Origin of the sequence: Micromonospora sp. KLBMP9576 (genome assembly GCF_050941805.1) — a bacterium.
Classification (GTDB): domain Bacteria; phylum Actinomycetota; class Actinomycetes; order Mycobacteriales; family Micromonosporaceae; genus Micromonospora.
The window spans coordinates 740,485-764,947 of the sequence record NZ_CP194567.1 but is presented as its reverse complement, the minus strand read 5'-3'; the positions used below and the strand labels follow the sequence as shown (position 1 = coordinate 764,947).

28 protein-coding genes and 1 pseudogene are annotated in these 24,463 nt (G+C 73.2%); 15 read left to right on the top strand and 14 right to left on the bottom strand.

From position 1 onward, the window contains the following. Window positions 1-127: 127 nt before the first annotated feature. The 6 genes from ACQ452_RS03635 to ACQ452_RS03610 all read right to left on the bottom strand — a co-directional run bounded on the left by ACQ452_RS03635 (window position 128) and on the right by ACQ452_RS03610 (window position 4,001). Window positions 128-1,003: a PH domain-containing protein gene (locus tag ACQ452_RS03635; RefSeq protein ID WP_433389672.1), complete on the bottom strand. Its 876-nt coding sequence runs from the start codon at window positions 1,001-1,003 to the stop codon at window positions 128-130. Window positions 1,004-1,009: 6 nt separating this feature from the next. After that, window positions 1,010-1,168: a hypothetical protein gene (locus ACQ452_RS03630; protein ID WP_433389669.1), complete on the bottom strand. Its 159-nt coding sequence runs from the start codon at window positions 1,166-1,168 to the stop codon at window positions 1,010-1,012. Window positions 1,169-1,318: 150 nt separating this feature from the next. Beyond that, the gene (locus ACQ452_RS03625; RefSeq protein WP_433389666.1) at window positions 1,319-2,005 is read right to left on the bottom strand and encodes a DUF6758 family protein; all 687 of its coding nucleotides are present in this window, start codon (window positions 2,003-2,005) and stop codon (window positions 1,319-1,321) included. Between the two features lie 78 nt (window positions 2,006-2,083). After that, a complete protein-coding gene (locus ACQ452_RS03620; RefSeq protein WP_433389663.1) occupies window positions 2,084-2,707 on the bottom strand; it encodes a TrmH family RNA methyltransferase in 624 nt (207 codons plus the stop codon). A 187-nt stretch (window positions 2,708-2,894) separates the two neighbouring features. Continuing rightward, window positions 2,895-3,401 (bottom strand): hypothetical protein, encoded by a 507-nt coding sequence (locus ACQ452_RS03615; protein WP_433389661.1) that lies wholly within the window; start codon window positions 3,399-3,401, stop codon window positions 2,895-2,897. 84 nt (window positions 3,402-3,485) lie between these two features. After that, window positions 3,486-4,001, bottom strand: coding sequence for a MaoC family dehydratase (locus ACQ452_RS03610; protein ID WP_425690636.1), 516 nt, complete (start codon window positions 3,999-4,001; stop codon window positions 3,486-3,488). A 552-nt stretch (window positions 4,002-4,553) separates the two neighbouring features. On the opposite strand from ACQ452_RS03610, the gene trxA reads away from it, so the two are divergent. From trxA to ACQ452_RS03595, 3 genes are all read left to right on the top strand, one after another. After that, window positions 4,554-4,916 (top strand): thioredoxin, encoded by a 363-nt coding sequence (trxA, locus tag ACQ452_RS03605; protein WP_433389659.1) that lies wholly within the window; start codon window positions 4,554-4,556, stop codon window positions 4,914-4,916. A 142-nt stretch (window positions 4,917-5,058) separates the two neighbouring features. After that, window positions 5,059-5,499 (top strand): hypothetical protein, encoded by a 441-nt coding sequence (locus tag ACQ452_RS03600; RefSeq protein ID WP_433389657.1) that lies wholly within the window; start codon window positions 5,059-5,061, stop codon window positions 5,497-5,499. Beyond that, the gene (locus tag ACQ452_RS03595; protein ID WP_433389655.1) at window positions 5,496-6,425 is read left to right on the top strand and encodes an MFS transporter permease; all 930 of its coding nucleotides are present in this window, start codon (window positions 5,496-5,498) and stop codon (window positions 6,423-6,425) included. Before ACQ452_RS03600 ends, ACQ452_RS03595 begins: the two co-directional genes overlap by 4 nt. On the opposite strand, the gene ACQ452_RS03590 is transcribed toward ACQ452_RS03595, so the two are convergent. After that, on the bottom strand, window positions 6,389-6,808 hold the full coding sequence (locus ACQ452_RS03590; RefSeq protein WP_433389653.1) for a thiol-disulfide oxidoreductase DCC family protein: 420 nt from the start codon (window positions 6,806-6,808) through the stop codon (window positions 6,389-6,391). The genes ACQ452_RS03595 and ACQ452_RS03590 overlap by 37 nt on opposite strands. 102 nt (window positions 6,809-6,910) lie before the next feature. Here ACQ452_RS03590 and ACQ452_RS03585 point away from each other — a divergent pair, with 102 nt between their 5' ends. The 3 genes from ACQ452_RS03585 to ACQ452_RS03575 are packed head-to-tail and all read left to right on the top strand — an operon-like array spanning window position 6,911 to window position 9,139. Further along, complete coding sequence (locus tag ACQ452_RS03585) at window positions 6,911-7,960, top strand: Rv2578c family radical SAM protein (protein ID WP_433389651.1); 1,050 nt, start codon at window positions 6,911-6,913, stop codon at window positions 7,958-7,960. A 23-nt stretch (window positions 7,961-7,983) separates the two neighbouring features. Beyond that, window positions 7,984-8,709 carry a hypothetical protein gene (locus ACQ452_RS03580; RefSeq protein ID WP_433389650.1) on the top strand — a complete coding sequence of 242 codons (726 nt, stop codon included), beginning with the start codon at window positions 7,984-7,986 and terminating at the stop codon, window positions 8,707-8,709. A gap of 22 nt (window positions 8,710-8,731) precedes the next feature. After that, a complete protein-coding gene (locus tag ACQ452_RS03575) occupies window positions 8,732-9,139 on the top strand; it encodes a CoA-binding protein (protein WP_433389648.1) in 408 nt (135 codons plus the stop codon). 256 nt (window positions 9,140-9,395) lie between these two features. On the opposite strand, the gene ACQ452_RS03570 is transcribed toward ACQ452_RS03575, so the two are convergent. After that, the gene (locus tag ACQ452_RS03570) at window positions 9,396-10,592 is read right to left on the bottom strand and encodes an acyl-CoA dehydrogenase family protein (RefSeq protein WP_433389647.1); all 1,197 of its coding nucleotides are present in this window, start codon (window positions 10,590-10,592) and stop codon (window positions 9,396-9,398) included. Window positions 10,593-10,765: 173 nt separating this feature from the next. Between ACQ452_RS03570 and ACQ452_RS03565 the strand changes: the two genes are divergently transcribed. Further along, the gene (locus tag ACQ452_RS03565; protein ID WP_433389646.1) at window positions 10,766-11,353 is read left to right on the top strand and encodes a DUF4190 domain-containing protein; all 588 of its coding nucleotides are present in this window, start codon (window positions 10,766-10,768) and stop codon (window positions 11,351-11,353) included. Window positions 11,354-11,362: 9 nt separating this feature from the next. On the opposite strand, the gene ACQ452_RS03560 is transcribed toward ACQ452_RS03565, so the two are convergent. Continuing rightward, entirely contained in the window at window positions 11,363-12,268 is a 906-nt protein-coding gene (locus ACQ452_RS03560; RefSeq protein WP_433389644.1) for an SDR family NAD(P)-dependent oxidoreductase, read from the bottom strand. Window positions 12,269-12,389: 121 nt separating this feature from the next. Here ACQ452_RS03560 and ACQ452_RS03555 point away from each other — a divergent pair, with 121 nt between their 5' ends. Further along, complete coding sequence (locus ACQ452_RS03555; RefSeq protein WP_433389643.1) at window positions 12,390-12,857, top strand: DUF4190 domain-containing protein; 468 nt, start codon at window positions 12,390-12,392, stop codon at window positions 12,855-12,857. A gap of 49 nt (window positions 12,858-12,906) precedes the next feature. On the opposite strand, the gene ACQ452_RS03550 is transcribed toward ACQ452_RS03555, so the two are convergent. After that, on the bottom strand, window positions 12,907-13,863 hold the full coding sequence (locus ACQ452_RS03550) for an HpcH/HpaI aldolase/citrate lyase family protein (RefSeq protein WP_433389640.1): 957 nt from the start codon (window positions 13,861-13,863) through the stop codon (window positions 12,907-12,909). 119 nt (window positions 13,864-13,982) lie between these two features. Between ACQ452_RS03550 and ACQ452_RS03545 the strand changes: the two genes are divergently transcribed. Next, complete coding sequence (locus ACQ452_RS03545; RefSeq protein ID WP_433389638.1) at window positions 13,983-14,807, top strand: SDR family NAD(P)-dependent oxidoreductase; 825 nt, start codon at window positions 13,983-13,985, stop codon at window positions 14,805-14,807. Between the two features lie 12 nt (window positions 14,808-14,819). On the opposite strand, the gene ACQ452_RS03540 is transcribed toward ACQ452_RS03545, so the two are convergent. After that, the gene (locus ACQ452_RS03540) at window positions 14,820-15,413 is read right to left on the bottom strand and encodes an MFS transporter (RefSeq protein ID WP_433393960.1); all 594 of its coding nucleotides are present in this window, start codon (window positions 15,411-15,413) and stop codon (window positions 14,820-14,822) included. 263 nt (window positions 15,414-15,676) lie between these two features. Here ACQ452_RS03540 and ACQ452_RS03535 point away from each other — a divergent pair, with 263 nt between their 5' ends. The 4 genes from ACQ452_RS03535 to ACQ452_RS03520 are packed head-to-tail and all read left to right on the top strand — an operon-like array spanning window position 15,677 to window position 19,758. Continuing rightward, the gene (locus tag ACQ452_RS03535) at window positions 15,677-16,771 is read left to right on the top strand and encodes a SagB/ThcOx family dehydrogenase (RefSeq protein WP_433389636.1); all 1,095 of its coding nucleotides are present in this window, start codon (window positions 15,677-15,679) and stop codon (window positions 16,769-16,771) included. Next, complete coding sequence (locus ACQ452_RS03530; protein ID WP_433389634.1) at window positions 16,768-17,787, top strand: alanine racemase; 1,020 nt, start codon at window positions 16,768-16,770, stop codon at window positions 17,785-17,787. The genes ACQ452_RS03535 and ACQ452_RS03530 overlap by 4 nt, the downstream gene beginning before the upstream one ends. Before the next feature lie 17 nt (window positions 17,788-17,804). Continuing rightward, a complete protein-coding gene (locus ACQ452_RS03525) occupies window positions 17,805-19,031 on the top strand; it encodes an MFS transporter (protein WP_433389632.1) in 1,227 nt (408 codons plus the stop codon). Then, complete coding sequence (locus ACQ452_RS03520; RefSeq protein WP_433389630.1) at window positions 19,015-19,758, top strand: class I SAM-dependent DNA methyltransferase; 744 nt, start codon at window positions 19,015-19,017, stop codon at window positions 19,756-19,758. Before ACQ452_RS03525 ends, ACQ452_RS03520 begins: the two co-directional genes overlap by 17 nt. A 47-nt stretch (window positions 19,759-19,805) precedes the next feature. On the opposite strand, the gene ACQ452_RS03515 is transcribed toward ACQ452_RS03520, so the two are convergent. Further along, complete coding sequence (locus ACQ452_RS03515) at window positions 19,806-20,762, bottom strand: DMT family transporter (protein ID WP_433389628.1); 957 nt, start codon at window positions 20,760-20,762, stop codon at window positions 19,806-19,808. 106 nt (window positions 20,763-20,868) lie between these two features. On the opposite strand from ACQ452_RS03515, the gene ACQ452_RS03510 reads away from it, so the two are divergent. Further along, complete coding sequence (locus tag ACQ452_RS03510; protein WP_433389626.1) at window positions 20,869-21,603, top strand: HAD family hydrolase; 735 nt, start codon at window positions 20,869-20,871, stop codon at window positions 21,601-21,603. A gap of 18 nt (window positions 21,604-21,621) precedes the next feature. Here ACQ452_RS03510 and ACQ452_RS03505 read toward each other — a convergent pair whose 3' ends face one another. Further along, window positions 21,622-22,086, bottom strand: coding sequence for a hypothetical protein (locus tag ACQ452_RS03505; RefSeq protein WP_433393958.1), 465 nt, complete (start codon window positions 22,084-22,086; stop codon window positions 21,622-21,624). 125 nt (window positions 22,087-22,211) lie between these two features. Beyond that, complete coding sequence (locus tag ACQ452_RS03500) at window positions 22,212-23,081, bottom strand: PhzF family phenazine biosynthesis protein (RefSeq protein ID WP_433389625.1); 870 nt, start codon at window positions 23,079-23,081, stop codon at window positions 22,212-22,214. 33 nt (window positions 23,082-23,114) lie between these two features. Here ACQ452_RS03500 and ACQ452_RS03495 point away from each other — a divergent pair. Next, window positions 23,115-24,398 (top strand): annotated as a pseudogene (locus ACQ452_RS03495) (magnesium transporter MgtE N-terminal domain-containing protein); the annotation flags it as partial. Window positions 24,399-24,463 lie beyond the last annotated feature (65 nt).

Below are 24,463 nucleotides of genomic sequence, written 5' to 3'. Positions count from 1 at the left end.
ACCGGCCACCTCCACGCCCTGTCCCCTGGCAGGTTGCCACGCCCGCAGCGGTCAGGTCGACGGCGAACGGTATCCAGTTGCTCGATGTTCGGACGAGAAGACCCGGGCACCGTTCGGACGAGAGGACTCAGGCACCGTCGTCGGCCTTGGCCTCGTCGGCCTCCTTGCCCAGCCGCGCCTCGACCGCCTGCGGCTCGTACATCTCCTCGACGACGCGCAGGTAGAGCTCGTTCGGGTTGGGCAGGTTCTTGACCTCGCGCAGCGCCTGTTCCTGGCCGGCGGACTCGAGCACGAACGTGCCGTAGTTGAGCGCCCGCCCGGTGGGCGTCTGCTCGTACTTCATGTCGGTGACCCGGACCAGCGGCATCATCGCGACCCGCCGGGTGATGATGCCGTTGACCACCATCACCCGCTTGTTGGTCAGGATGAAACGGTCGTACCACCAGTCGGCGACCTTCCAGGCCACCCATCCCATCACGGCGAACCAGAGCAGCACCGCGATCGTGGTCAGCGCGCCGACGTCCTGCCCGGCGAGGAAGCCGGCGAGGTAGCCGAGCACGAAGGTCGCCGCGACGCCGACCAGCAGTGGGGTGGTGAGGTGGATCCAGTGCCGCTTCCACTCGCCCCGGTAGCGCTCGGTGGGGAAGAGGTAGCGCGCCACCAGCGAGCTGGGCTCGTCCTCCAGGGGCAGCACCCGGCGGGGCGCCATGCCGGCGGAGTCGGCCCGCAGGCCGGCCAGCTCGTCCTCGGAGATCTGCGGCGGCTGGTAGCCGGCCTCCGGGTCACGGACCCAGGACCGCCCGGAGCGCCCCTCCCCCGCGTACGCCGGACCGTCGCCGAAGCCGGCGTCGTCCGAAAAGGAGGGGCCGTTGGAGAGGCCCGGACCGGTGCCGTAGCCCGGCCCGTCGTCGGGCCCGACCCGAGGGATCGGTTCCGTGTCCCGATCCCGGCGCTCCCGATCGGGATCGTCGGGATCGAAGGGTGGACCGGCGGGGTTTCCCATCGGCGGTTAGGCGACGAGACTCGTGAAGAAGTCGCCGAACCCCTGGGCGATGTCCATGATCCCTCCGCCCAGCGACTTGAACACGTCCGCCGCAGAGTTCGGCCGGTAGGCGACGAAAAAGATCAAGAATGCGATTCCGACCCAGGTGAGGACCTTCTTGACCATGGCGGGCCATCCTCTCGCGCGGCGCCGGGTCCCATTACCGCAGCGGCACCCAGAGTATCAGTGTGGTGTCGTACAGTGAATATCTGCGTCCGTTCTCCGACATTCCGGGACGCTTGTCAAGCACCGGAGCCCTGCGAGCTCCCGAACTGGTCAAGCCTTCCCGTGCAAATACGGACACGGTGCGCCGTACACGAGCTCGGGCGGAGTCCACTCGGTGAGGTCGCACAACGCGACGTCCTCCGCGAGCAGGTGACCCGCACTCGCCGGCCAGGCTATCGCATGAAGCCACAATCCCCGAGCCTCGCCGGCGTACGCGCTTCGATCCGTCGGCGAGTTAACAAGCCACAGTGGAGTCGGATGGCCGGCCACCCTGATCCTGGCCTGCCCGACGTGCTCCGGGTGCCCCGGTCCCGGGTCGGTCAGGGCCCGGGCGAGTTCGGGGCCCGGATCCGGCCCGGCCAGCCCCCCGAAGCGGGTGCCGAGGCCGACGCCCGGCTCCTCGGCCACGAAGATCAGGTCAGCGGGACCACCGCCGAGCGGCTCCGGCCCGGCGCAGGCGACCGCAGTGGCACGCACCCCGGTGCGGTCGTCGCCCGCGTACGCCACGCCGGTCATGGTCCAGCCCGGCGGCAGCGGCCACGGGCACCACAGCGGCGGGGCCGGCCGGTGCGGCGGCTCGGCGGCGGCCCTGATCAGCTCCACCACGCTGGCCACGATCTCGGCTCCGACGTGCTCGGGCACGTGCAGCGGGAAGACCGGCCCACAGTCGAGGCAACGCGACTCGGTGTGCATCAGGTCCGGCGCCCGCACCGGCCCACCACATTTTGGGCAACTCACCGCGACACTCACCTCCCCACCGTCGTCCCGTGCACCGCCGGCGTCAAGCGAAGCGCCGGTTTCGGTGGGCCGGGCGACTCAGTCGGGCGGCGGGCCGGCGTGCGTACGGATCCAGGCGTGCATGGCGATGCCGCTGGCCACCCCGGCGTTGATCGACCGGGTCGAGCCGTACTGGGCGATGGAGCAGAGCTGGTCGCAGGCCGCCCGCGCCGGGTCGGACAACCCCGGGCCCTCCTGCCCGAACAGCAGGACGCAGCGCCGGGGCAGGGTGGTGACCTCCAGCGGCCGCGATCCGGGCAGGTTGTCGATGCCGATGACCGGCAGCTTTCGGTCGGCCGCCCAGGCGACGAACTCCTCGATGGTCTCGTGGTGCCGGACGTGCTGGTAGCGGTCGGTCACCATGGCGCCGCGCCGGTTCCATCTGCGGCGGCCGACGACGTGCACCTCGGCGGCGAGGAAGGCGTTGGCGTTGCGGACCACCGTGCCGATGTTGAAGTCGTGCTGCCAGTTCTCGATCGCCACGTGGAAGTCGTGCCGGCGCCGGTCCAGGTCGGCGACCACGGCCTCGCGACGCCAGTAGCGGTACCGGTCGACGACGTTGCGCCGATCCCCCTCCGCGAGCAGCTCGGGGTCGTAGCGCGGATCGTCCGGCGGGTCCCCTGGCCACGGTCCCACACCGACGTCGAGCTGGTCACCGGTCACGGTCACGCAGGGTACGGCCCGCCGGCCGGCGCCGGGCCGCGACCCCGGCACCGACCCGCCGGATCCCCACCCCGCAGCGGCGCGGGGAGGATCGGCAGGGCGACGCGGGCGGGACGGCAGACGCCGCGGGCCGGGGTGGCATGGCCGACCGGCGAGGCAAGGCACGCAGCGGGACGGCGGGGCCGGGTCAGCGAAGCCCCAGCGCGCCGCCGAGCCGGTCGAGGAGGTGCCGGTCGGCGGGGGCCGGCGGCAGCCCCGCGGGGCCGGCCGTCGCGGCAGCGCAGACCCGGGCCGCGACCGACTGCACCCACTGCCGGTACGCGGCCGAGTCGGCGGGATCGGCGCGCCGGTGCAGCACCCGGGTCGCGGCCCGGCAGGCGGCGAGCAGGTCCATCACATCGGTACGGCGGTCGCCCGGGTCGGCCGCCTCGTCGTGGCGCGCGTAGATGGTGGCGACCACGGCGCGTACGAGATCGCTGTCGAAGGCCCGGCCGGCCGCCACCGCGTCCAGTCCGGCGAGGCCGGCAGCGACCCCCGGTGCGGGCCGACCCGGGGCGGGCGCGGCAGCGGCCACGATCACCCGCCCGGGCAGGCCGGTCAGCAGGTCCCACTCGGCGGCCGAGTAGACGGCGGTGGTCAGCGGCGCGGCGCGGCGGCCGGCAGAGGACGGCTCTCCGGCGACGGAGTGGCTCATGGGAACCTCCGGCGCCAGCATATGTCCCGAATCCGGGGAAAGGGCCCCTACCACCCGGAACGCGGATGAGAAGGGCCCCGCCGGTCAGCGCGGCTCGGGGAAGCTGGGCCGTTCCGGGTCGACTCCCTCGGGCACCGCCGTCGCCGCGTACTCCTTCTTCGGGACCATCACCCGGCGGCGGAAGACGCACACCATCGTGCCGTCCTGGTTGTAGCCCCGGGTCTCGACGGAGACCACCCCCCGGTCGGGCTTGGAGGACGACTCGCGCTTGTCGAGCACCGTGGTCTCGCCGTAGATCGTGTCGCCGTGGAAGGTCGGCGCCACGTGCCGCAGGGACTCGACCTCGAGGTTGGCGATGGCCTTACCGCTGACGTCGGGCACCGACATGCCCAGCAGCAGGGAGTAGATGTAGTTGCCGACCACCACGTTGCGCTTGAACTGGCTCGCCGTCGCGGCGTAGTGCGCGTCCATGTGCAGCGGATGGTGGTTCATGGTGAGCAGGCAGAAGAGGTGGTCGTCGTACTCGGTCACCGTCTTGCCCGGCCAGTGCCGGTAGACCGCGCCGACCTCGAACTCCTCGTAGTAGCGGCCGAACTGCATCCTTGTCCCCTTCGACGGGCGGCGATGGAGTTCGACACAGCATGCCTTATCGAGTGTTAAGGCGAGGTGCGGGACCCGGGGCGTGCGGAAATGTCACACACGCCACAACCGGGGGGAGACGCAATGAGCGGCGGGGCCCTCCCCGGCACCCGCCGCCCACGCTCTGATGGGGAAGATTCTGCCGCACGAGAAGGCGAACCGAACAGAGACCCACGTCACATTTACCTTTTTGTAACACTACCCTGAGTGACGGTCCGACCGGACCTCCGCGATCTCCGCACACCGAATCACCGCCTGTCAAGCCCTTGATTGCCCTTTCGCTCCACCCGATCGTGTCGATCTTGGTGGTAGCGCTCCCATCACGACCGGTCACGCAAATGCGTCATGCACTTGCGGACCGCAACGGCGGCCCGAAACCACGTCGATCGATGGCTTCGCGGCCCGCCCGAGGGCCTGACGAGCACGTTTCGGCGGCGGCGGGCCGGGAATTCCCCGTGGTACGCCCCGGTTCCACCAGACGTAGCTATTCCGCGCGCCGATCGGAGACTTCTCATGGCAACCGTAGAGCTGACCACGGCAAACTTCGACGAGGTGACCGGCAGCGACGGCATCGTGCTGGTCGACTTCTGGGCCGAATGGTGCGGCCCGTGCAAGCAGTTCGCCCCCGTCTACGAGCGGTCCTCCGCCAAGCACTCCGAGATCGTGTTCGGCAAGGTCGACACCGAGGCCCAGCAGGAGCTGGCCGCCAAGTTCGACATCCGCTCGATCCCGACGATCATGGCGATCCGCGACGGCGTCATCGTCTTCGCCCAGCCCGGCGCCCTGCCCGAGTCCGCCCTGGAGAACCTGATCGAACAGGTCGAGGGCCTCGACATGGAGGACGTCCGCCAGAAGATGGCCGGGCACAAGCACTGACCCGCGGTGCGTCACGAACGGCCGGGCCCGCACCGGGCCCGGCCGTCGTCGCGTCACGGGTGCACCCTGGCCCGCCGGGCAGCCGGCGGTGCCCGACGGAGGGAACCGGGGCAGGCAGGACATCCCGTATCGTCACGACGCGATGGAAACCTTGACCAGCCGCGGTCGCGCCGCCCGGCTCGCCGTCACCGCCGTCGGTCTGGCCGTCCTGCTGGCCGGCACGGCGTGGGGCACCGACGACCACTTCCCGTTCGGCCCCTTCCGGATGTACTCGACGTCCAACCCGCCGGACTCCCCCGCCCCGGACACCCGCGTCGAGGGCGTCGACAGCACCGGCGCCGTCGTCGACCTGGCCGAGGGCGCCACCGGCATCCGGCGGGCCGAGATCGAGGGCCAGCAGAGCCGGTACGCCGCCGACCCCGCGCTGCTCGCCGAGGTCGCCGACGCGTACGCCGATCGGCACCCTGACGCGGCGGAGCTGGTCGAGGTCCGCATCGTCATCCGCTGGCACGGCATCCGCGACGGGCGGCCCACCGGCGGCTGGACCGACGAGACCGTGGTCGCCTGGCAGGCCGTCCGATGAGCCGCTGGCTGGCACCGATCACCCGCTGGCTGACCGAGCCGGTGCCCCTCGGCCGGGTGGCCGCCTTCCGCACGCTCATCTACCTCTTCGTCGCCGCGGACCTGGTCGTCTTCACGCCCTGGGTACGCAGCCGGGTGGCGGTGCCCGGCGAGCTGTACCAGCCGCTGCTGATCGGCCGCCTGCTGCCGCTGCCCACGCCGACCCCGACCCTGGTCGCCGTGCTCTTCTGGGCCCTGCTGCTGCTCGCCCTGCTCGCCGCGGCCGGCCGCGCGCCGCGGCTGCTCGGCTGGACGGTCTTCGCGCTCTACTTCCAGTGGATGATCATCGCGATGAGCTACGGCAAGGTCGACCACGACCGGTTCGGGCTGCTCGTCGCGCTGGCCGTCCTGCCCACCGTGGGGCGGGCCCGGCACGGCGACGCCACCCGCACCGAGGCGGGCGGCTGGGCGCTACGGGTCACCCAGATCGCCGTGATCTGCACGTACTTCCTGGCCGCCTGGGCCAAGCTGCGCTTCGGCGGACTGGACTGGCTGACCGGCTCGGTGCTGGCCAGGGCCATCCTGCGGCGCGGCACCGAACTGGCCGACCTGGTCGCCTCGGTGCCGTACCTGCTGATCGTCGCCCAGTTCGGCATCGTCGCGTTCGAGCTGCTCTGCCCGGTGGTCTTCCTGGTCAGGGAGCGTTGGCGGATGGCGACGGTGGGCTTCTTCTACTCGTTCCACCTGGTCACCTTCGCGACCATCACGATCTCGTTCGCCCCGCACCTGGCCGCGATGGCCGCCTTCCTGCCGCTGGAGCGGGTCCGCCCGGTGCTCTGGGCGCGCCGACTGCTCACCCGGCGGGGGCGGGACGACCGACCGCCCGCCGGCACCGCGCCGGCGCTCGCCGGTCAGGCGTCCGGCGCCGGGCGCCCGGCCGGTCCGTAGAGACGCTCCCGCGCCTCCTGGGGCAGGGCGCAGGCGGCCGTGCCGCCGGGCAGCCGGTGCCGGTTGCGGGCCACCCAGCGGTACGCGGGCCAGGCGGCGGCGCGTACCGGGGGGAACCTGAGGCCGGCACCCGCGACCCGCCAGAGCGGACCGCTGTCGCCGAGGAGCCGCGCGATGGCGTCAGGGCCGGCCGCGCGGGAGCCGTCGGCGCCCACCCACTGCACCGCGTCCTCGCACTCGGCCTCGCTGAGGCCCAGCGCGCCGAGGTCGGCGAACTGCCACGGCACCACCCGGACGCCGGTGGGGATGCGCCGGTCGATGAACTCGGCGCAGCGGGTGCAGAACGCGCAGTCCCCGTCGTAGACGAACGTCGAGCTCTCCATTGCTCCATCCTCCACCCGCCGACCCCCGCGCGGGCCAGCGAGGTGCTCCGGAACACGGCGGGCCGCTTGCGACTCGCTCGTACGTGTGTTCGAATAGGGGCCATGCGCTGGGACAACCTCTCCGCTCCCCCGGACGAGGGAGTCTCCGGACGGGCAGCGCCGGCGACACCACCCCTGCCGCTGGCGCTGCCCGGCGCGGTCGCCCGCACCTTCGACACGCCGGGCTTCGCCGGTATGACGTTCTACGAGGTGCAGGCCAAATCGATCATCAACAAGGTGCCCGGCACCTCGCGGGTCCCGTTCGAGTGGACGATCAACCCCTACCGTGGCTGCAGTCATGCGTGCAAATACTGCTTCGCACGTAACACGCACACCTACCTCGACCTTGACGCCGGGGCGGACTTCGACCAGAAGGTCATTGTCAAGGTCAACGCCGGTGAGCTGGTCCGGCGGGAGCTGGCCGCGCCGCGCTGGCGGGGCGCGCACGTCGCGATGGGCACCAACGTCGACTGCTACCAGCGGGCCGAGGGGCGCTACCAGCTCATGCCGCAGATCATCGCGGCGCTGCGCGACTTCGCCAACCCGTTCTCGATCCTCACCAAGGGCACGCTGATCCTGCGTGACCTGCCGTTGCTGCGCCAGGCCGCCGAGGTCACCCGGGTCGGCGTGTCGTACTCGGTGGGCTTCGTCGACGAGCGGCTCTGGCGCGCGGTCGAGCCGGGCACCCCCAGCCCGAGGCGGCGGCTCGACGCCGTACGGGCGCTCGCCGACGCCGGCTTCGACGTCGACGTGCTGATGGCGCCGATCCTGCCCGGGCTCAGCGACGACGACGCCTCGATCGACGCGACGGTGGCAGCGATCGCCGCCGCCGGGGCGACCAGCGCCACGCCGCTGGCGCTGCACCTGCGGCCGGGAGCCCGGGAGTGGTACGCCCGCTGGCTCGGCCGCGAGTTCCCGCACCTGGTCCCCCGCTACCGCGAGCTCTACCGTTCCGGCGCGTACGCCCCCCAGTCCTACCAGCGGGAGCTGACAGCGCGGGTGCGGATCGCCGCGCGCCGGCACGGGCTGCACCAGGGCGGGCGCGGCGACGACCGCCGCCCGACCGAACCGGCCCCCGCGCCGCCGGCCACCGAGCAGCTCACTCTTCTGTAGACGGCCACCGATACGCTGCCGTCGTGCGAGAGACGATTGATGGGGCCGTGCGCCGGCAGCGCGTGGCGGTGGCGGTCGCGGTGGTCGTCGGGCTGCTCTGGGGCGCCGTGGCCGCATCGGCGCGCACCAGCGGTCCGGTCGCCCTGCTCACGCTGGTGCCGATAGCGGTGCTGTTGTGGGCGACGTTCCGCGTTTTCAGCCGGCACGGGGCCGGCGAGCTGCGGGCCGACGAGCCGGAGCGCGCCTTCTTCGCCCCACCCCCGAACCGGGCGAGTTACCTCTGGCTCCTGCTCTCCTTCCTCACCTACACGACGGCCTACCAGCTCATGGTGGAGCGGGAGGGCATGTGGTGGCTCTACCCCGTCCTCAGCGGTCCGTGCGCCCTGGTGCTGTCGATCGCTCTCTGGCGCCGCGTGTCGACAGTCGCGCTGACCCCGGACGGGATCGCCGCCGAGGGGCCGCTGCGGCAGCTCTGGGTGCCGTGGGAGGCCCTGGACCCGGCGGTGGCGGGCGCTTCCTACCGGCACTCCGGCCAGCTCCGGCTGCCGGTGCGGAAATGGGACCTGGTCCGGCTGCGGGGCATCGCCCCGCGCCGCAGCGCCATCGTCGAGACCGCTGAGCTGGACGTCACGCCGGGGCTGCTCGCGGGGGCGGTCGCGCACTACGCCGCGCACCCCGAGCACCGCGCGGCGATCGGCACGCCGCAGGAGTACGCCCGGCTGGGGCAGGCGCTCGCGGGCGAGGGCTGAGCGGCGGGGTTAGAGTCGGCGGGTGCGCTCCCCTGAGCAGATCCTCGCCGACTCCGCCGTGATCGCCGTCGTGGGCGCGTCCCGCGACCCGCGCAAGGCCGCGCACGGCGTGCCGGCGCAGATGCAGCGGTACGGCTGGCGGATCATCCCGGTCAACCCGACGGCCGACGAACTCTTCGGCGAGCGGGTCTACCGGTCCCTGGCCGACATCCCGCACCCGGTGGACCTGGTCGACGTGTTCCGGCCCGCCCACGACGCCGTCGACGTGGTGCGCGAGGCGGTGGCGATCGGCGCGCCGGCGGTCTGGTTGCAGCTCGGCATCGTCTCGGCCGAGGCGCGGCGGATCGCCACGGAGGCGGGCCTGGACTACGTCGAGGACCGCTGCCTGATCGTCGAGCGCGCCGCCGCCGGCCTCACCCGGCTGGGCTGACGACCCGCCCCGCGCCGGACCACCGCTGCCACCGGCCGGCGCTCTCCGGCATCGATCTCGGCGACCCCGACCGGTACCGGCGAGCCGCACCGACGGGCCCACCTGCCTCCCCGTCCGTTGCCGCCGTGGGATGGGTCGGTCGTCTCCTTTCGAGCTGATGTCGCAGACGACTCAGGCGCCCGCGCGTGATGTCGCAAACGGTTCAGCTCCGAAGGCGATGCGGGGCGACGTCCACCCGTCGCTGCCACCGGTCCCGTCAGAGCTTGTACTCCTTGAGCAGGCCCCGGGAGATGATCGTCTTCTGGATCTCCGAGGTGCCCTCGCCGATGAGCAGGAACGGGGCCTCGCGCATCAGGCGCTCGATCTCGTACTCCTTGGAGTAGCCGTAGCCACCGTGGATGCGGAAGGCCTCCTGGACGACCTCGGCGCAGTACTCCGAGGCCAGCAGCTTGGCCATGCCGGCCTCGACGTCGTTGCGCTGGCCGGCGTCCTTGAGCCGGGCGGCGTTGACCATGAGTGCGTGGGCGGCCTCGATCTTGGTGCCCATCTCGGCGAGCTTGAAGGCGATGGCCTGGTGCTTCGCCAGCGGCTGACCGAAGGTGCGGCGCTGCTGGGCGTACGCGACGGCGAGTTCGAAGGCGCGTAGCGAGATGCCGCAGGCGCGGGCGGCCACGTTGACCCGGCCGACCTCGATGCCGTCCATCATCTGGTAGAAACCGCGGCCGACCTGCTCCGCGCCGCCGAGGACGGCGGAGTCGGGGACGGTCACCCCGTCGAGCACCATCTCGGTCGTCTCGACGCCCTTGTAGCCCATCTTGTCGATCTTGCCGGGGATGGTCAGGCCGGGGGCGGTCTCGCCGAAGCCGGGCTCCTTCTCCAGCAGGAAGGTGCTCATGTTGCCGTAGACGGAGTCGGCGCCGGTGTCGGTGCGGACCAGAGTGGCCACCACGGAGGAGTACGCCCCGTTGGTCAGCCACATCTTCTGACCGTTGAGCACGTACCGGTCGCCGTCGCGGACGGCCTTCGACTTGATCGCGGAGACGTCGGAGCCGCACTCGGGCTCGGACATGGAGAAAGCGCCGCGCACCTCGCCGGTCGCCATCTTCGGCAGCAGCCGGGCCTGCTGCTCGGCGGAGCCGTGCTGGGAGATCAGATAGGCCACGATGAAGTGGGTGTTGACGATGCCGGAGATCGACATCCAGCCCCGCGACAGCTCCTCGACCACCAGCGCATAGGTGAGCAGGGACTCACCGAGACCGCCGTGCTCCTCGGCGATGGTGAGACCGAAGAGGCCCATCTCGCGCATCCCGGCGAGGATGTCGCTCGGGTACTCGTCGGCGTGCTCCAGCCGCTGCGCGTGCGGAATGATCTCCTTGTCGGCGAACTCCCGGACGGTCTCCAGGATCGACCGCTGCACATCGGTCAGGCCGGGTGTCTGGGCGAGTCGGGCCATCTCAGCCTCCGGTGGTCGGCGCCTTACTGATGGGTAACTGAACGCCTGGTCAGTATTGGCCGCGCGAGCGCCGAGGCCAAGGTGACCAGTCCACACAACCGCTGTGAAAAGGTTCACCGCTGCGGGTAGCGTCCGGCAAGAGGGACGCGATCCGCCAGCGGCAGGAGGAGATTGTGAGCCAGCCACCGTCGTCGGGCCCACCCGATCCGGACCGGCCGCCCTCGCCCTGGGAGCCCCCGTCGGGACACGACCCGTCGAGGCACGAGCCGTCCGCCCCCGAACCGCCGTCCTACGGTCACGAACCGCCGCCACCCGACCAGCCCGGCTACGACCAGCCGCCGTACGACCAGCCGCCGTACGACCAGCCCGGTCACAGCCAGCCCGGTTACGACCAGCCGGCGTACGACCAGCCGGCGTACGAGCGCCCCGGCGAGCCGACGCAGGGCCAGCAGTGGGGCCAGCAGCCCCCGTACACCCCGCAGGTGCCCTACGGGCAGTACGGCCCGCCGTCGGGTCAGCGGCCGGGCGGGACGAACGTGCTGGCCATCCTCTCGCTGGTCTTCGCATTCGTCTTCTCCCCGGCCGGCATCGTCCTCGGGCACCTGGCCAAGCGGCAGATCCGTCGCACGGGCGAGGAGGGCGACCAGCTCGCCACCTGGGGGCTGATCCTCAGCTACGTCTTCACCGGGATCGGCCTGCTCGCCTGCTGCGGATGGATCGCGCTGATCGCCATCGGCAGCAACAGCGGCACCAGCTACTGACCGCCCGGATCAGCGGAACTGGGCCTCCCGGACGCTGTTGCCGCCGTCCACCACCAGCATCTGCCCCGTGATGTACGAGGCGGCCGGCGCGCAGAGGAAGGTGATCGCCGCGGCCACCTCGTCGGGGGTGCCGGGGCGACCGACCGGGGTGCCCAGCCCCTGCCTGATCTCCGCCACCGTGGAGGCCGCCGTGTGGATGGTGCCCGGCGCGACCGCGTTGACTGTCACCCCGTCGGCGATCATCTCCATCGCCAGCGCCCGGGTGAGCCCGACCACGCCCGCCTTGGCCGCCGCGTAGGCCGCCTCGGTCGGCAGGGCGTTGACCGGCCCGGCGGTGGCCGCCAGGTTGACGATCCGGCCCCAGCCCCGCTCGGCCATGCCACCGATGAAGGCCCGGCTGCACAGGAACACGGTGCTCAGGTTGCGGTCGATCTCGCCGCGCCACTCGTTGTAGCTGAGCTGGGCGACGGGGCGCAGCACCTCGGGGCTGGCCCGGCTGGCGAGCCCGGCGTTGTTGACCAGCACCTCCACGTCGCCGAGTTGCTCGGCGACCGCGTCGGCGAGGGCACCCACCTCCGACTCGTCGGTGAGGTCCGCGACGAAGCCGGTCACGCCCAGCTCCTCGGCCCGCTCGTGGATGCGTCGGGTGGTGGAGACGATGGCGACCCGGGCGCCCAGGTCGGTCAGCCGCCGGGCCGTCGCGTACCCGATGCCGTCGGGGCTGCCCGCCCCGGTGACCAGGGCGACCCTCCCGTCGAGCCGCATGGTCACCGGGTCCGGCAGCGGCGCGGGCTCGTCGATTCCGGCGGCGCCCGCCGGACTGGCGGCGCGGGTGCGCCGGGCCAGGCCGGGGCGGCTCGCGTCCCGCCTGGGTCTGCTGCCGGAGCGGTCCGCGGCTCGCGCGTCAATCACCATGCCAGGATCCTGCCCGCTTCCCGGTGCCCGGGCAACGCGGCACACCCGGCGGCGAGGCCCCGGCATGTGTGCGGAGCTGACTACCCTGACGGGCGCACCCCGCACCCTACGGAGCTGACGAATGACATATCCCCCGCCCTACGACCCCAACCTCCCGGTGAGCGGTCAGCCCATCCCCGCCCAGCCCACCGGTGCCGACCCCTACGCCCCGGCCGACCCCTACGCGGGCGGTGACCCGTACGCCGGAACGCAGCATGCCTCCGGCCAGCCGGCGCCTGCCGCCTACCCGCCGCCCTACCCGGCCTACGGCTACGCCCCACCGCCGAGGACCAACGGCCTCGCCATCGCGGCCCTGGTGCTCGCCCTGGTCGGTATCACGTCCTGCATCACGGCGCCGGTCGGCGCGATCCTCGGGCACGTCGCGCAGAAGCAGATCCGGGAGACCGGCGAGGGCGGCGACGGCATGGCGAAGGCGGCCATCATCGTCGGCTGGATCGTCACCGGCCTGTTCGTGCTGGGGATCATCCTCTACGCGGCGCTCATCGCGTTCGTGATCAGCCAGTCCGGTCCGAGCAGCACCAGCTACTGACCGACGCGTGCCGCCCCGGCGAACGGGCCGGGGCGGCACGGGCGCGGGGCTACTCCCCCGGCGGGGTGAAGGACGAGGTGCGGGTCAGCCCCGCGGCCCGGCCCTTCGCCGCGACCACGAGGGCCATCTTGCGGGACGCCTCGTCGATCATCTCGTCGCCGAGCATCACCGCGCCGAGCCGCCCGCCCGCCTCCGACGTGTAGTGCTCGTACGCGTCGAGGATCAGCTCGGCGTGGTCGTAGTCGGCCTGGGCCGGCGAGTAGACCTCGTTCGCGGCGTCGAGCTGACCCGGGTGCAGCACCCACTTGCCGTCGAAGCCGAGCGCCGCCGAGCGCTTCGCCACCTCCCGGAACCCGTCCACGTCGCGGATCTGCAGGAACGGGCCGTCGATGGCCTGCTTGTCGTGCATCCGGGCGGCCATCAGGATGCGCATGAGGATGTAGTGGTAGGGGTCGCCCGGATAGTCGGGGATGAGGGCTCCCACCGCGAGGGACCTCATGTTGATCGACGCCATGAAGTCGGCCGGACCGAAGATGATGGTCTCGACGCGGGGCGAGGCGGCGGCGATGGCGTCGACGTTGACCAGCCCGGCGGCGTTCTCGATCTGCGCCTCGATGCCGATCCGGCCGACCTGGAGGCCGAGCGTCTTCTCCAGCTGGGTCAGCGTCATGTCGAGCCACTGCACCTGGGCCGCGTTCTGCACCTTCGGCAGCATGACGCAGTCGAGGTTGGCGCCGGCCCCCTCCACCACGTCGATGACGTCGCGGTAGGTCCACGGCGTGGTCAGGTCGTTGACCCGCACGACGCGGGCCTTGCCCGACCAGTCGCCCTCGTTGAGCGCCGCGACGATGTTCTTGCGGGCGTCGGGCTTGGCCAGCGGGGCGACCGCGTCCTCCAGGTCGAGGAAGACCTGGTCGGCCGGGAGGCCCTGGGCCTTGCCGAGCATCTTGACGCTGGAGCCGGGTACCGCGAGGCAGGACCGGCGGGGGCGACCGACTGCGGCCATGGATGCGCTCCTTCCAGCGTGCGCCGGGCACGCCGACGTCACCTGACGAGAACTTAACGATCCCAAAGGTCTTTGTGACGCCACGGTAACCTCGTGCCGTGACCGGGGTGAATGAACCTGTGGAAGATCTCACTGGACGCCGACTCGTGGTGGTGACCGGGGCCAGTTCGGGCATCGGCCTGGCCGCCGCCGTCGAGCTGGCGTGCCGCGGCGACCAGGTGGTGCTGGTCGGCCGGGACCCCGCCCGGCTCCAGGCCGCGGCGCAACAGGTCCGCGAGGCGTCCGGCGAACGGCCGGAGCTGTTCCGCGCCGACTTCGCGGCACTGGACGACGTACGCCGCCTGGCCGGCCAGCTTCGCGACGCGTACGACCGGATCGACGTGCTCGCCAACAACGCCGGGGCGATCGTGCTCCAGCCGCTCACCACGGTCGACGGATTCGAGCTGTCGATCCAGGCCAACCACCTGGCCCCGTTCCTGCTCAGCAACCTGCTGCGGGACCGGATCGGCCGGATGGTGGTCACCGCCTCCGGCGCGCACCGCAGTGGCGTGCTCGACCCGGCCGACCTGAACGCCCCGCTGCGCCGCTACCGGCCCGTGCAGGCGTACGGCACCAGCAAGCAGGCGAACATCCTGTTCACGGCCGAGGCGGCCCGGCGCTGGCCGGAGATTCCCGCGTACTCCTTCCACCCGGGGGTGGTGCGCAGCCGGTTCGGCAACGACAACCGGCTGGTCGCCCTCGGCATGCGGATCCTGCCGTTGCGCAGCCCCGAGAAGGGCGCCGAGACGCTGGTCTGGCTGGCCAACCAGGACCCGGCGCGGCTGGTGTCGGGCGGCTACCACGCCGACCGGCGACCGCGCCGCCCGCTGCCCCGGGCGGCCGACCCGCAGCTCGCCGCCCGGCTCTGGACAGCCAGCGCCGAGGCCGTCGGCATCGCCGGTTAGCGGGGTCGTCCGTCAGCGTCCGCCCGTTACGGGCGGACCGGTCGCCGCCGGCCTGCGCCACAGGACCAGGACGCCGGCGGCGATCAGGCCGAGGGCCGCGGTGGACGCGGCGCACAGCAGCAGCGTCTCGCGGGCACCGATGGTGGCCACCAGGGGGCCGCCGAGCATGGTGCCCAGTGGCACCGCCAGCACGGTGACGGCCCCGTTGGCCGCCAGGACCTGCGGGAGTGTCGTGATGGTGGTGCCGCGCTGGAACAGCGCCATCGTGGTCGACATGTACGGCGCCCAGATCAGGCCCGCGAGTGCGAATGCCGGCAACGACAGGCCGATGGGTGCGCCCAGGCCCAGTGGCAGCATGGCGGCGCCGAAACCGACGACGATGCCGACGATGGTGGGCCACAGCGGCAGGCGGTGCAGGTAGCCGGCGGCCAGTCCGCCGATGAGGCCGCCGACACCGAACGCCGTGTAGTAGATCCCGAGCAGCGTCGCCGAGCCGTGCAGATCCTCGGCCACGCGGATCGGCATGGCCACGTACACCGGGCCGAAGAGGAAGAAGAACACGAAGCTCAGTGTCAGCAGGCCGGACAGGGTCCGGTCGTGGCGGATGACGCTGAAGCCGGCGGAGCGGGGGGCTTCGCCCGCCTCGCGCGTCTCTCTGGCAGTCGGGCGAGATGATCACCGACAGGTTCCCCGAGAGGGGTTTGTTCACAGTGGACTTACTGATACCGTCGATGCGTTCCAGCGATCATCACCGATTAGTGAGGGAGACCCACATGACCGAGCAGGTTGAGGCCTTCGAGCCCGTGGCGTCCGACGACTACGACCAGGAACTGACCTGCCTGGAGCCCCCGGTCGAAGCCTGATCAATCATGCGCGCCCGTGTGTCGCGGCTGGTCGTCTTCCTGTGGCGGGATGGTCAGCTCGTCTGCGACGATCCGCTGCGGCACCGGCAGTTCGCGTTGACCGTCGAGGCGGAGAGGCTGCTGCGCGACCACGCCGACTGGGCCGAGCCCACCGGCCGGCTCGCGCAGCAGCTCCTCGACGCCCACGTCCTCGTCGCCGAGGGTTCGCCGGAACACGCCCAGGAGGAACGCCTCGGCGCCTGGCGCGACCTGGGGCCGGCGGCCACCTACTACCACCTGGCCAGCCGCACGCTCGGCAGCGACGTCTTCCGCTCCGCCGTCGAGGACGCCGCCGTGCTGCGCGCCAAGACCGCCCAGCCGGACCCGGTCAAGGAGCACGAGGGGCCGCGCATCGCCCTGCCCCTCGCCGACCCGCCCGCCGTCGACTTCACCCGGGTCCTCGACGCCCGCCGCTCGACGCGATGGTTCGACCCGGACGCCCCGGTGCCGCTGTCGGCGTTCGCCGCCCTCCTGCGCTGGACCGCCGGGGTGCGCCGCGAGGTCGATGTCGCGGGCGTCGGAACGGCGCTGCTCAAGACCGTGCCGTCCGGCGGTTCCCGCCATCCCGTCGAGGTCTATCCGGTGGTCCGTGACGTGGCGGGGCTGGAGCCCGGCGTCTACCACTATTCGGTGCGCCGCCACGAGTTGGTGCGACTCGCCGACGCGAGCGGCGAGGACCGGCTACGCGAGTGGTGCGGCGGGCAGCCGCACGCCGCCCAGGCCGGTTTCCTGCTGATGTACGCGGCGGTGCTCGACCGGACCGTGTGGAAATATCCGGCCGCGCGCGCGTACCGGGCGCTCCTGCTCGACGTCGGCCACCTCAGCCAGACCGTCTACCTCACCGCGACCGCGCTCGGTCTCGGCACGTTCTTCACCGCCGCCACCCGCGACGAGCCCGTCGAGGACGCCCTCGGGCTGTCCTGGCCGGACGAGGTCTTCCTCGGGGTGTCCGGCGTCGGCGTGCCGCATCCCACCGAGCGGGACCGCCAGGCGGCCATGCTCGCCGGCGGTGAGGCGGCGTTCTCCTTCCCTCCGGACGCCTGGCACGGGCGCGGCGAATGACGCCGAGGATCACCGTCGACCTGACCAGGCTGGACGCGAACATCGCGCGGTACGGCAAGGCCACGGCCGAGGCCGGTGTCGCGCTGCGCGCGCACGTCAAGGGACACCGGACGCCCGAGATCGCCGCCCGGCAGGTCGCCGCGGGCGCGGTGGGCGTCGCCGTCCACTCCGCCGCCGAGGCCGAGGCCTACCTGGCGGTGGGCGTGACGGACGTGGCGGTGGCGTGGCCGTGGCGCGACCCGTGGCGGTGGGCCAGGTTCGCCCGGCTCGCCCGGCGCTGCGCGGTGACCGTGCACGTGGACCACCCGGACGCGGTTACCGGCCTCGGCGCGGCGGCCGTGGCGCACGGCGTCGCCCTCGACGTACGGATCGAGATCGACACCGGCCTGCACCGGGTCGGCGTCCACCCCGACGCCGCCGGGGAGCTGGCCGCGTCGGTGGCGCGGACCGAGGGACTACGCCTGGCGGGTGTGACCGGGTACGTGGGGATCACCGACCCCGCCACCGCCCGCGACCGCGTCGATGCCGGCCGCCGCCAGGCGCACCTGCTGGTGTCGGTCGCGCAGCGCATCCGGGCCACCGGGGTGCCCTGCCCGACGGTGAGCGTCGGCGGCACACCCAGCCTCCTCGGCGCGCTGGGTGTCGCCGGCGTGACCGAGGTCTGCGCCGGCGCGTACGCCCTGCTCGACGGCGGGCTGGCCCGGCTGGGCGAGTGCGAGCCCGAGGCGGTCGCGATCGCCGTCACCACGACCGTCACCGGCATCGACGGGCAGGTGCCGCGCACCGACGCCGACGCGCTGCTCGCGGGCGCCGACCAGACCTGGATGAGCGGGGTCGTGATGACGGGCCTCGACGGCACGCCCCTCGACGCGGGCTCGGTGTCCGTGGGTGACGAGCTGCGGGTGCTGCCCGGGCACGTCTGCCCGGTGGTGGCCCGCCAGCCGCTGCTGCACGTGTTCGACTGCGGTGAGCCGGTCACGCGGTGGCAGGCGCTGGTCCGCCCGGACCGGGTATGACCGGCACGGTCACAGCCGTGGATCGTCCGGCGGATCCGCTGCGCGAGCGCCGGTTCGTCCTGTTCGCCACCGCCAGGACGGTCTCCGTCTTCGGCAACGCGATGGGTCCGCTCGCGCTGACCTTCGCCGTGCTCGACCTGCCCGACGGGTCGGCTCCGGCGCTGTCGCTCGTGCTCGCCGCGATCTCGGTGCCCAGGATCGCGCTGATGCTGCTCGGCGGCGTCATCGGCGACCGGCTGCCGCGCCACCGCGTCCTCGTGTGCGCGGAGCTGATGTGCGGCACGGCCTACGGCGCGATGACCGTCCTCGTCCTGACCGGGCGGGCGGGCGTCGCCACCCTCGCCGTCTGCGCGGCCGTCGCCGGCACCGCCTCCGCGCTGCTGCTGCCCTCGCTCAACGGGTTGACCGCCGAGCTGGTCGCGCCCGAGTCGCGGCAACGCGGCAACGCCGTGCTGCGGCTGGGCACGAACACCGCCACGGTGGCGGGCTTCGCCGCCGGCGGCACGCTGATCGCCTGGCTGGGGCCGGGCTGGGCGCTGGCCCTCGACACCGCGACGTTCGTCGTCGCCGCCGGACTCATCGCGCGGCTCCGCCTCGACCGGGCCCACCGGACGACCGGGCGGAACCTGCCGGCGCAGCTTCGCGACGGGTGGCGCGAGTTCGTCCGGCGGCGCTGGCTGTGGCAGATCGTGCTCGCCGCGGCCGTGGTCAACGCCGCCGTCGGGGTCACCCTCGGGCTCGCGGGGCCGCTGCTCGCCCGGACCCACCTCGGTGGCGCGGGCGCATGGTCCACGATCCTCGCCGGGTACGCGGTGGGCATGTTCGCCGGGGTGCTGGTCGCGATGCGGGTCCGCACGACCCGGCCGCTGCGCGTGGCCGTCCTCGCCGTGTCGATGCTGGGACTGCCGGCCCTGCTGCTCGGCTCCGGCGCCGCGCTGCCGTACGTGGTGCTGGCCGCCGTGCTGGCCGGGGTCGCGTTCGACGTCTTCGGGGTGCTGTGGGAGACGACCGTCCAGTCCGAGGTGCCGGCGGAGGCGATGTCCCGCGTGAGCGCGTACGAGTGGCTGGGGGCGGTGGGTCTCGGGCCACCGGTCATGATCGCCGCCGGCTTCGTCGTACCCGAGATCGGCGTCCGGCCGGCCCTGCTCTGCCTGGCCGCGGTGATTTTCGTCGCCGCGCTCGCCCCGTTGGCCAGTTCCTCCGTCCGGCACTACGAAAGGCAACTCGATGGCCGAGTACGTTGACGCCTTCGCCACGGCGTACGACCGCTTCTGGGCGCCGTACCCGCAACGGATGGGCGAGGCGTGGTTGCGCCTGCACGAGCGGGTGGCCCCCGGCGCCGAACGGAGCCTGCTCGACGTCGGCTGCGGCACCGGCATCGTGGCCGCCCGATTCGCCGCCGCCGGTTACCGGATCGTCGGCGTCGACATCTCGGCGGCGATGATCGCCCGCGCCCGCGAGCGGCTGGCCGGCACCGACGCGGTGCTGCTGACCGCGGACGCCACGGACTTCGAGGTGCCGCGCCCCTGCGCGTTCGCGCTCTCCACCTACGACATCGTCAACCACGTCGGCGAAATCGACCGGGTCCGGGCCTACCTGCGTCGCGTCCACGCGGCGGTCGCGCCGGGTGGCTGGTTCGGCTTCGACATGTCCACGCTGCGGGGACTGCGCGCCGACGTCCCCCCGGTCACCCGGGAGGACGGCGCAGCCTCCGTCGTGGCGGCCCGTGGCCCGCTCGACGGCGACCGCCGCCCGCTGCACATCACCGGCGAGCTGCGCACCGACGACGGCGAGGCGACCCCGTTCACCACGACGATCACCAACACCGCCCACCGGGTCGCCGACGTGCTCGCCGCCCTGGCGGACGCCGGCTGGGTGACCAGCCACGTCGCCGCCATCGACGACCTGCTCACCGGCGTACCGGACCCGGAGGCGCTGCCCCGGGTGGCGGTGGTCGCCCGGCGCGACTGACGGGCCGGCCGCGGGTGCACCGGGACCCACCGCTCACGCAGCCGCGCCTACCGCCGAGCCGGCCGCGCGGGCCCGCCTCGCGTCGGCGCGGCTGCCGGAGCCGCCCGCCGCCCGGCGCCGAGCACCACCACCGCGACGCCCGCGAGCAGCAGCGCCAGCCCGAGCAGGGTCGCCAGCCCCGGCAGTTGGCCCAGCCAGGCCCAGCCGAGCAGGGCCGCCCCCGGGGCCTCCAGCAGCACCAGCACGCTGACCGTGGTCGCCGAGACCCTCCGCAGCGCGTAGTTGAACATCGAGTGCCCGAGCAGTTGGGCGCCGGCCACCAGGGCCAGCACGACCAGCCAGGTGTCGATGTCGAAGCCGGTCAGCGGCACCCGACCGACCAGGCAGACCACGAGCAGGAGCAGCGCGCAGACGCCGTAGCAGATGGTGGTGTAGGTGGTCGTGCTGATCGTCGTGCGGGCCCGCTCGCCGAGCGCGGTGTAGACCGCCGCGAACACGCCGCCCGCCACCGCGAGCAGGTCCCCGGCCACGGCCCGGCCGGAGACGGCGAAGTCGGCACCGGTCGCCACGCCCGCCCCGGCGACCGCCACCGCGATGCCGACCCACACCACGCCCGGCAGGCGGTGGCCCTGGGCGCGGGCGATCAGCCCCTGCCAGACCGGCTGGGTGGCGCAGAGCGCGGTCGCCGCGGCGACCGAGGTGAGTCTGGTGCTGGGCATCCAGGTGGCGAAGTGCGCGGCGAGCGCCACGCCGGACAGGACGCAGTAGCGGCCCCCGCGCCGCCCTGCGCCGACCGTCAGCGACCGGAACTCGGCACGTCGCCGGGCCACCGCGAACGGGCCCAGCGCGGCGACCGAGAGCAGGTTGCGCCAGAACGCGACGGCCAGCGCGGGCGCCGCCGCGAAGGCCACCAGCGGCGCGGACGACGACACGGCGACGACGGCCAGGGCGAGCGCCCCGGTGGTCACGGGATCGAGCGGCGGGCGGTGCGGTGCGGTGGACACGGGGTGAAATCCTCACACGTCACGGGGCATCACGTACCGTCAACACCCCGTTACGATCATGGCTGTCCGCGCCGGCGATTCCCCTACCGCCCGGAGGCGCTCCTCCATGCCCACCTACCAGGCGGTGCTGTTCGACTTCTTCGGCACGCTTACCCGTTCCGTGCAGCGGGGCGCCGCCCACCGGTCGACCGCCGAGCTGCTCGGCTGCCCGCCGGGCGCGCTCGTCGACGTGCTCGACCGCACCTTCTACGAGCGCGCCTGCGGGCGGCTCGGCAACGCCGAGGCGACCCTGCGCTGGGTGTGCGAGCAGGCCGGCGTACGCCCCTCGGACGTCGCGATCCGCTCGGCGGTCGCCTCCCGCCACCGGGCCATCCGCGCCGACACCCGGCTGCGGGAGGAGGCGGTGCCCACGCTGGCCGCGCTGCGCCGACTCGGCCTGCGCACCGGCGTCATCAGCGACTGCACGCACGAGCTGCCGGCCTTCCTGCCGCAGCTGCCGATCGCTCCGCTGCTCGACGTGCGGGTCTTCTCCGTGCAGGTGGGGCGCTGCAAGCCCGATCCGGCGCTCTACCAGGCGGCGTGCCGACTGCTCGGCCTGGCGCCGGCGGACTGCCTCTACGTCGGCGACGGCGGCAGCCAGGAGCTGACCGGGGCGGAACGGGCCGGGATGACCGCCGTGCGGCTGGCCGCGCCGGACCTGGCCGGCCACATGGTGTTCAACGCCGACGCCACCTGGAGCGGGCCGGTGCTGCGCTCGCTGGACGAGGTGGTCGACCTGGTGCGGGCGGCGACGGTGCCGCCGGGAGCCGCGCTGTGGGCCGCCTCCTGCGGCCCCCGCTGATCCCGGCCCGCCCCCCGCTCAGCGGCGGCGGACCCGGTGCAGGCGGAACGGCTTGCGGGTCGCCCGGACCGCGGGCGTCTCCCGGGGCACCTCGGCGAGCGAGCCCGCGGGCAGCCCCGCGCCGGCGACCGGGTCGCCGGCCGGGGCCAGCCGGGTCACCGCGCAGCCGTCGGCCGCCCAGCGTGCCACCAGATCGGCGGTGGTCCCGGGTGCGTTCAGCCGCTTCGCGGCCACCAGCGGCGCGCTGGACTCCCACTGCTCGGTGCCCGGCACCAGGCGGCTCACCCGGGCCGGCCACGTCACGATCCGCCCGCCGTGGTCACCGCGCAGCGTGACCTGCGCCTCGGCGGCGTCGGCCAGCCCCGGCGCGGACTGCTCCCCCGGGCCGCTGACCACGAGGAGCGCCCCTTCCAGGGATACGCACCACAGCGCGAGCGCCGGCCCCCCGGCCACGCTCACCCAGGCCACGGCGGCCTTCTTCATCGCCTCGTCGACCAGTGGGGTGCTGGTCCGCTCCGCTTCGGTCACCCCCGCATCCTCCCGTACCGGGCGCTTCCCGTCAGCGCCACCCGCCGCCGCGCCGGCACCAACGGCCCCGGCCCTCGTCGTCAGCCGACGAACGGGGGAACGGCGATCTCCCCCCGGGCCACCGGCATCACCTGGCCGGCCACGGTGGCGCCCAGCACCTGACCACCGGCGGCGGTCACCGTGCAGGCCAGCAGCGACGGGCGGTTGATCTCGATGCCCTGGTGGACGGTGTACTCGGCCCGCCCGTCGGCGGGCAGCAGGCCGGTGGCGACCAGCCACACCCCGAGGCCCAGGGCGGCCGAGCCGGTGGCCGGGTCCTCCGGCACGCCGATCCCCGGGACGAAGACCCGGGCGTGCGCGGTCCGGGCGGCGGCGTCCCAGGAGAAGACGCTGACGTGTTCCACTCCGTACCGCTGTGCCGCCGCCACGTCGACCCGGGCGCGGGCCACCGCGTCCGGGCGGACGGGAAGGTACGGGAACTCCAGCCCGCAGCCGGCCACCCGGGGCGCCGGGCCGACGTGGTCGGCGGCGCTGAGCCCCGCCATCTCCAGCAGCGGCTCCGGGTCCAGCTCGGGGCCGAGGGTGGGTGCGCCGCCCGTCAGCGTCGCCCCGGCGGCCGTCACCTCGACCGACAGCACGCCCGCGCCGCACTCCTGGGTGACGTGCCCCACACCGAACATGCCGCGCCGGCTGGCGGTCACCGCCGCGCCCACGCTGGGATGCCCGGCGAAGGGCAACTCCTCGACGGGGGTGAAGATGCGGGCCCGGTAGGTGACGCCGACCTGGGTCGGGGGGAGCACGAACACCGTCTCGGAGAGGTTGAACTCCGACGCGAGTGCCTGCATCTGCTGGGTGGCCAGCCCTTCCGCACCGAACACCACCGCCAGCGGATTGCCGGCGAACGGACGGTCGGTGAAGACGTCCACGATCTCGTAGGCCAGGGTCGACATGTTGCTAGACACTAGGCGCTTAGGCTGGTGCCCGTGAGCACGCCGACCCGGGTCTACCTCGCCCGGCTCGCCGGAGTCGCCGTCTTCGATCCCAACGGCGACCAGGTGGGCCGGGTCCGCGACGCCGTGGCCCGGCTACGACCGACACAGCGCCCGCCCGAGGTGGTCGGCCTGGTCGCCGAGATGCCGATGCGCCGACGCATCTTCCTGTCGCTGAACCGGATCACCTCCATCGACGCCGACGCGGTCGTGCTCGGCAGCGGCACGCTCAACCTGCGGCGCTTCGAGAAGCGCCCGAACGAGTTGCTCGTGCTCCAGGAGCTGCTGGACCGGCGGGTGCAGGTCCAGCCCGGCGGGCAGGCCGGCAACGTGGTCGACGTGGCGATGGACTGCAGCCGGGGCGGCGAGTGGTCGCTGGCCCGCGTCGCCGTACGCGAGCAGACCGGCCGACTCAGCCGCCGGGGCCACCTGCACCAGGTCGAGTGGGAGCGCGTGCGCGGGCTCAGCGGCATCGCCGACAGCCGGGGCACGGCCAACCTGCTCGCGGTGCTGGAGGACATGCGCGCCGCCGACCTCGCCAACGCCCTGCAGGACCTCCCCGACGCCCGGCGCAACGAGATCGCCGCCGCCCTCGACGACGAGCGCCTGGCGGATGTCCTGGGTGAGCTGCCCGAACGCGACCAGGTGGAGATCCTGGCCGCGCTGGACCGGGAACGGGCCGCCGACGTGCTGGAGGAGATGGACCCGGACGACGCGGCCGACCTGCTCAGCGAGCTGCCGCCGCCCGAGCAGGACGTGCTGCTGGACCTGATGCAGCCGGACGAGGCCGACCCGGTGCGGCAGCTACTCAAGTACACGCCGGGCACGGCGGGCAGCGTGATGACCTCCGAGCCGGTCATCCTGCCGCCGGACGCCACCGTCGCCGAGGCGCTGGCCCGGATCCGGGAACCGCAGCTCTCCCCCGCGATCGCCGCGCAGGTCTTCGTGTCCCGGGCGCCGATGACCACGCCGACGGGCCGCTACCTCGGCATGGTGCACTTCCAGCGACTGCTGCGGGAACCGCCGGCCGACCTGCTCGGCGGGGTGGTGGTCAACGACATCGACCCGCTGCGGGCGACCACCCCGCTGCCGGAGATCACCCGCCGGATGGCCACGTACGACCTGGTCGCCATGCCGGTGATCGACCGCAGCAACCGGCTGGTCGGCGCGGTCACGGTCGACGACGTGCTGGATCATCTCCTGCCCCGTGACTGGCGGGACCGCGACGCCGTCGCCGCGGCCCCGGCCGCCACCGAGCCGGCCGCCACCGAGCCGGACGACGCCGAGCCGGACGACGCCGAGCCGGACGACGCCGAGCCGGACGACGCCGAGCCGGACGACGC

Coding starts and splice junctions, on each gene's coding strand:
- ACQ452_RS03635 (WP_433389672.1), bottom strand. CDS start 1,003: ATGGGAAACCCCGCCGGTCCACCCTTCGATCCCGACGATCCCGATCGG.
- ACQ452_RS03630 (WP_433389669.1), bottom strand. CDS start 1,168: ATGGTCAAGAAGGTCCTCACCTGGGTCGGAATCGCATTCTTGATCTTT.
- ACQ452_RS03615 (WP_433389661.1), bottom strand. CDS start 3,401: ATGAGCCACTCCGTCGCCGGAGAGCCGTCCTCTGCCGGCCGCCGCGCC.
- ACQ452_RS03610 (WP_425690636.1), bottom strand. CDS start 4,001: ATGCAGTTCGGCCGCTACTACGAGGAGTTCGAGGTCGGCGCGGTCTAC.
- trxA (WP_433389659.1), top strand. CDS start 4,554: ATGGCAACCGTAGAGCTGACCACGGCAAACTTCGACGAGGTGACCGGC.
- ACQ452_RS03600 (WP_433389657.1), top strand. CDS start 5,059: ATGGAAACCTTGACCAGCCGCGGTCGCGCCGCCCGGCTCGCCGTCACC.
- ACQ452_RS03595 (WP_433389655.1), top strand. CDS start 5,496: ATGAGCCGCTGGCTGGCACCGATCACCCGCTGGCTGACCGAGCCGGTG.
- ACQ452_RS03590 (WP_433389653.1), bottom strand. CDS start 6,808: ATGGAGAGCTCGACGTTCGTCTACGACGGGGACTGCGCGTTCTGCACC.
- ACQ452_RS03585 (WP_433389651.1), top strand. CDS start 6,911: ATGCGCTGGGACAACCTCTCCGCTCCCCCGGACGAGGGAGTCTCCGGA.
- ACQ452_RS03570 (WP_433389647.1), bottom strand. CDS start 10,592: ATGGCCCGACTCGCCCAGACACCCGGCCTGACCGATGTGCAGCGGTCG.
- ACQ452_RS03560 (WP_433389644.1), bottom strand. CDS start 12,268: ATGGTGATTGACGCGCGAGCCGCGGACCGCTCCGGCAGCAGACCCAGG.
- ACQ452_RS03555 (WP_433389643.1), top strand. CDS start 12,390: ATGACATATCCCCCGCCCTACGACCCCAACCTCCCGGTGAGCGGTCAG.
- ACQ452_RS03550 (WP_433389640.1), bottom strand. CDS start 13,863: ATGGCCGCAGTCGGTCGCCCCCGCCGGTCCTGCCTCGCGGTACCCGGC.
- ACQ452_RS03535 (WP_433389636.1), top strand. CDS start 15,677: ATGCGCGCCCGTGTGTCGCGGCTGGTCGTCTTCCTGTGGCGGGATGGT.
- ACQ452_RS03530 (WP_433389634.1), top strand. CDS start 16,768: ATGACGCCGAGGATCACCGTCGACCTGACCAGGCTGGACGCGAACATC.
- ACQ452_RS03520 (WP_433389630.1), top strand. CDS start 19,015: ATGGCCGAGTACGTTGACGCCTTCGCCACGGCGTACGACCGCTTCTGG.
- ACQ452_RS03510 (WP_433389626.1), top strand. CDS start 20,869: ATGCCCACCTACCAGGCGGTGCTGTTCGACTTCTTCGGCACGCTTACC.
- ACQ452_RS03505 (WP_433393958.1), bottom strand. CDS start 22,086: ATGAAGAAGGCCGCCGTGGCCTGGGTGAGCGTGGCCGGGGGGCCGGCG.
- ACQ452_RS03500 (WP_433389625.1), bottom strand. CDS start 23,081: ATGTCGACCCTGGCCTACGAGATCGTGGACGTCTTCACCGACCGTCCG.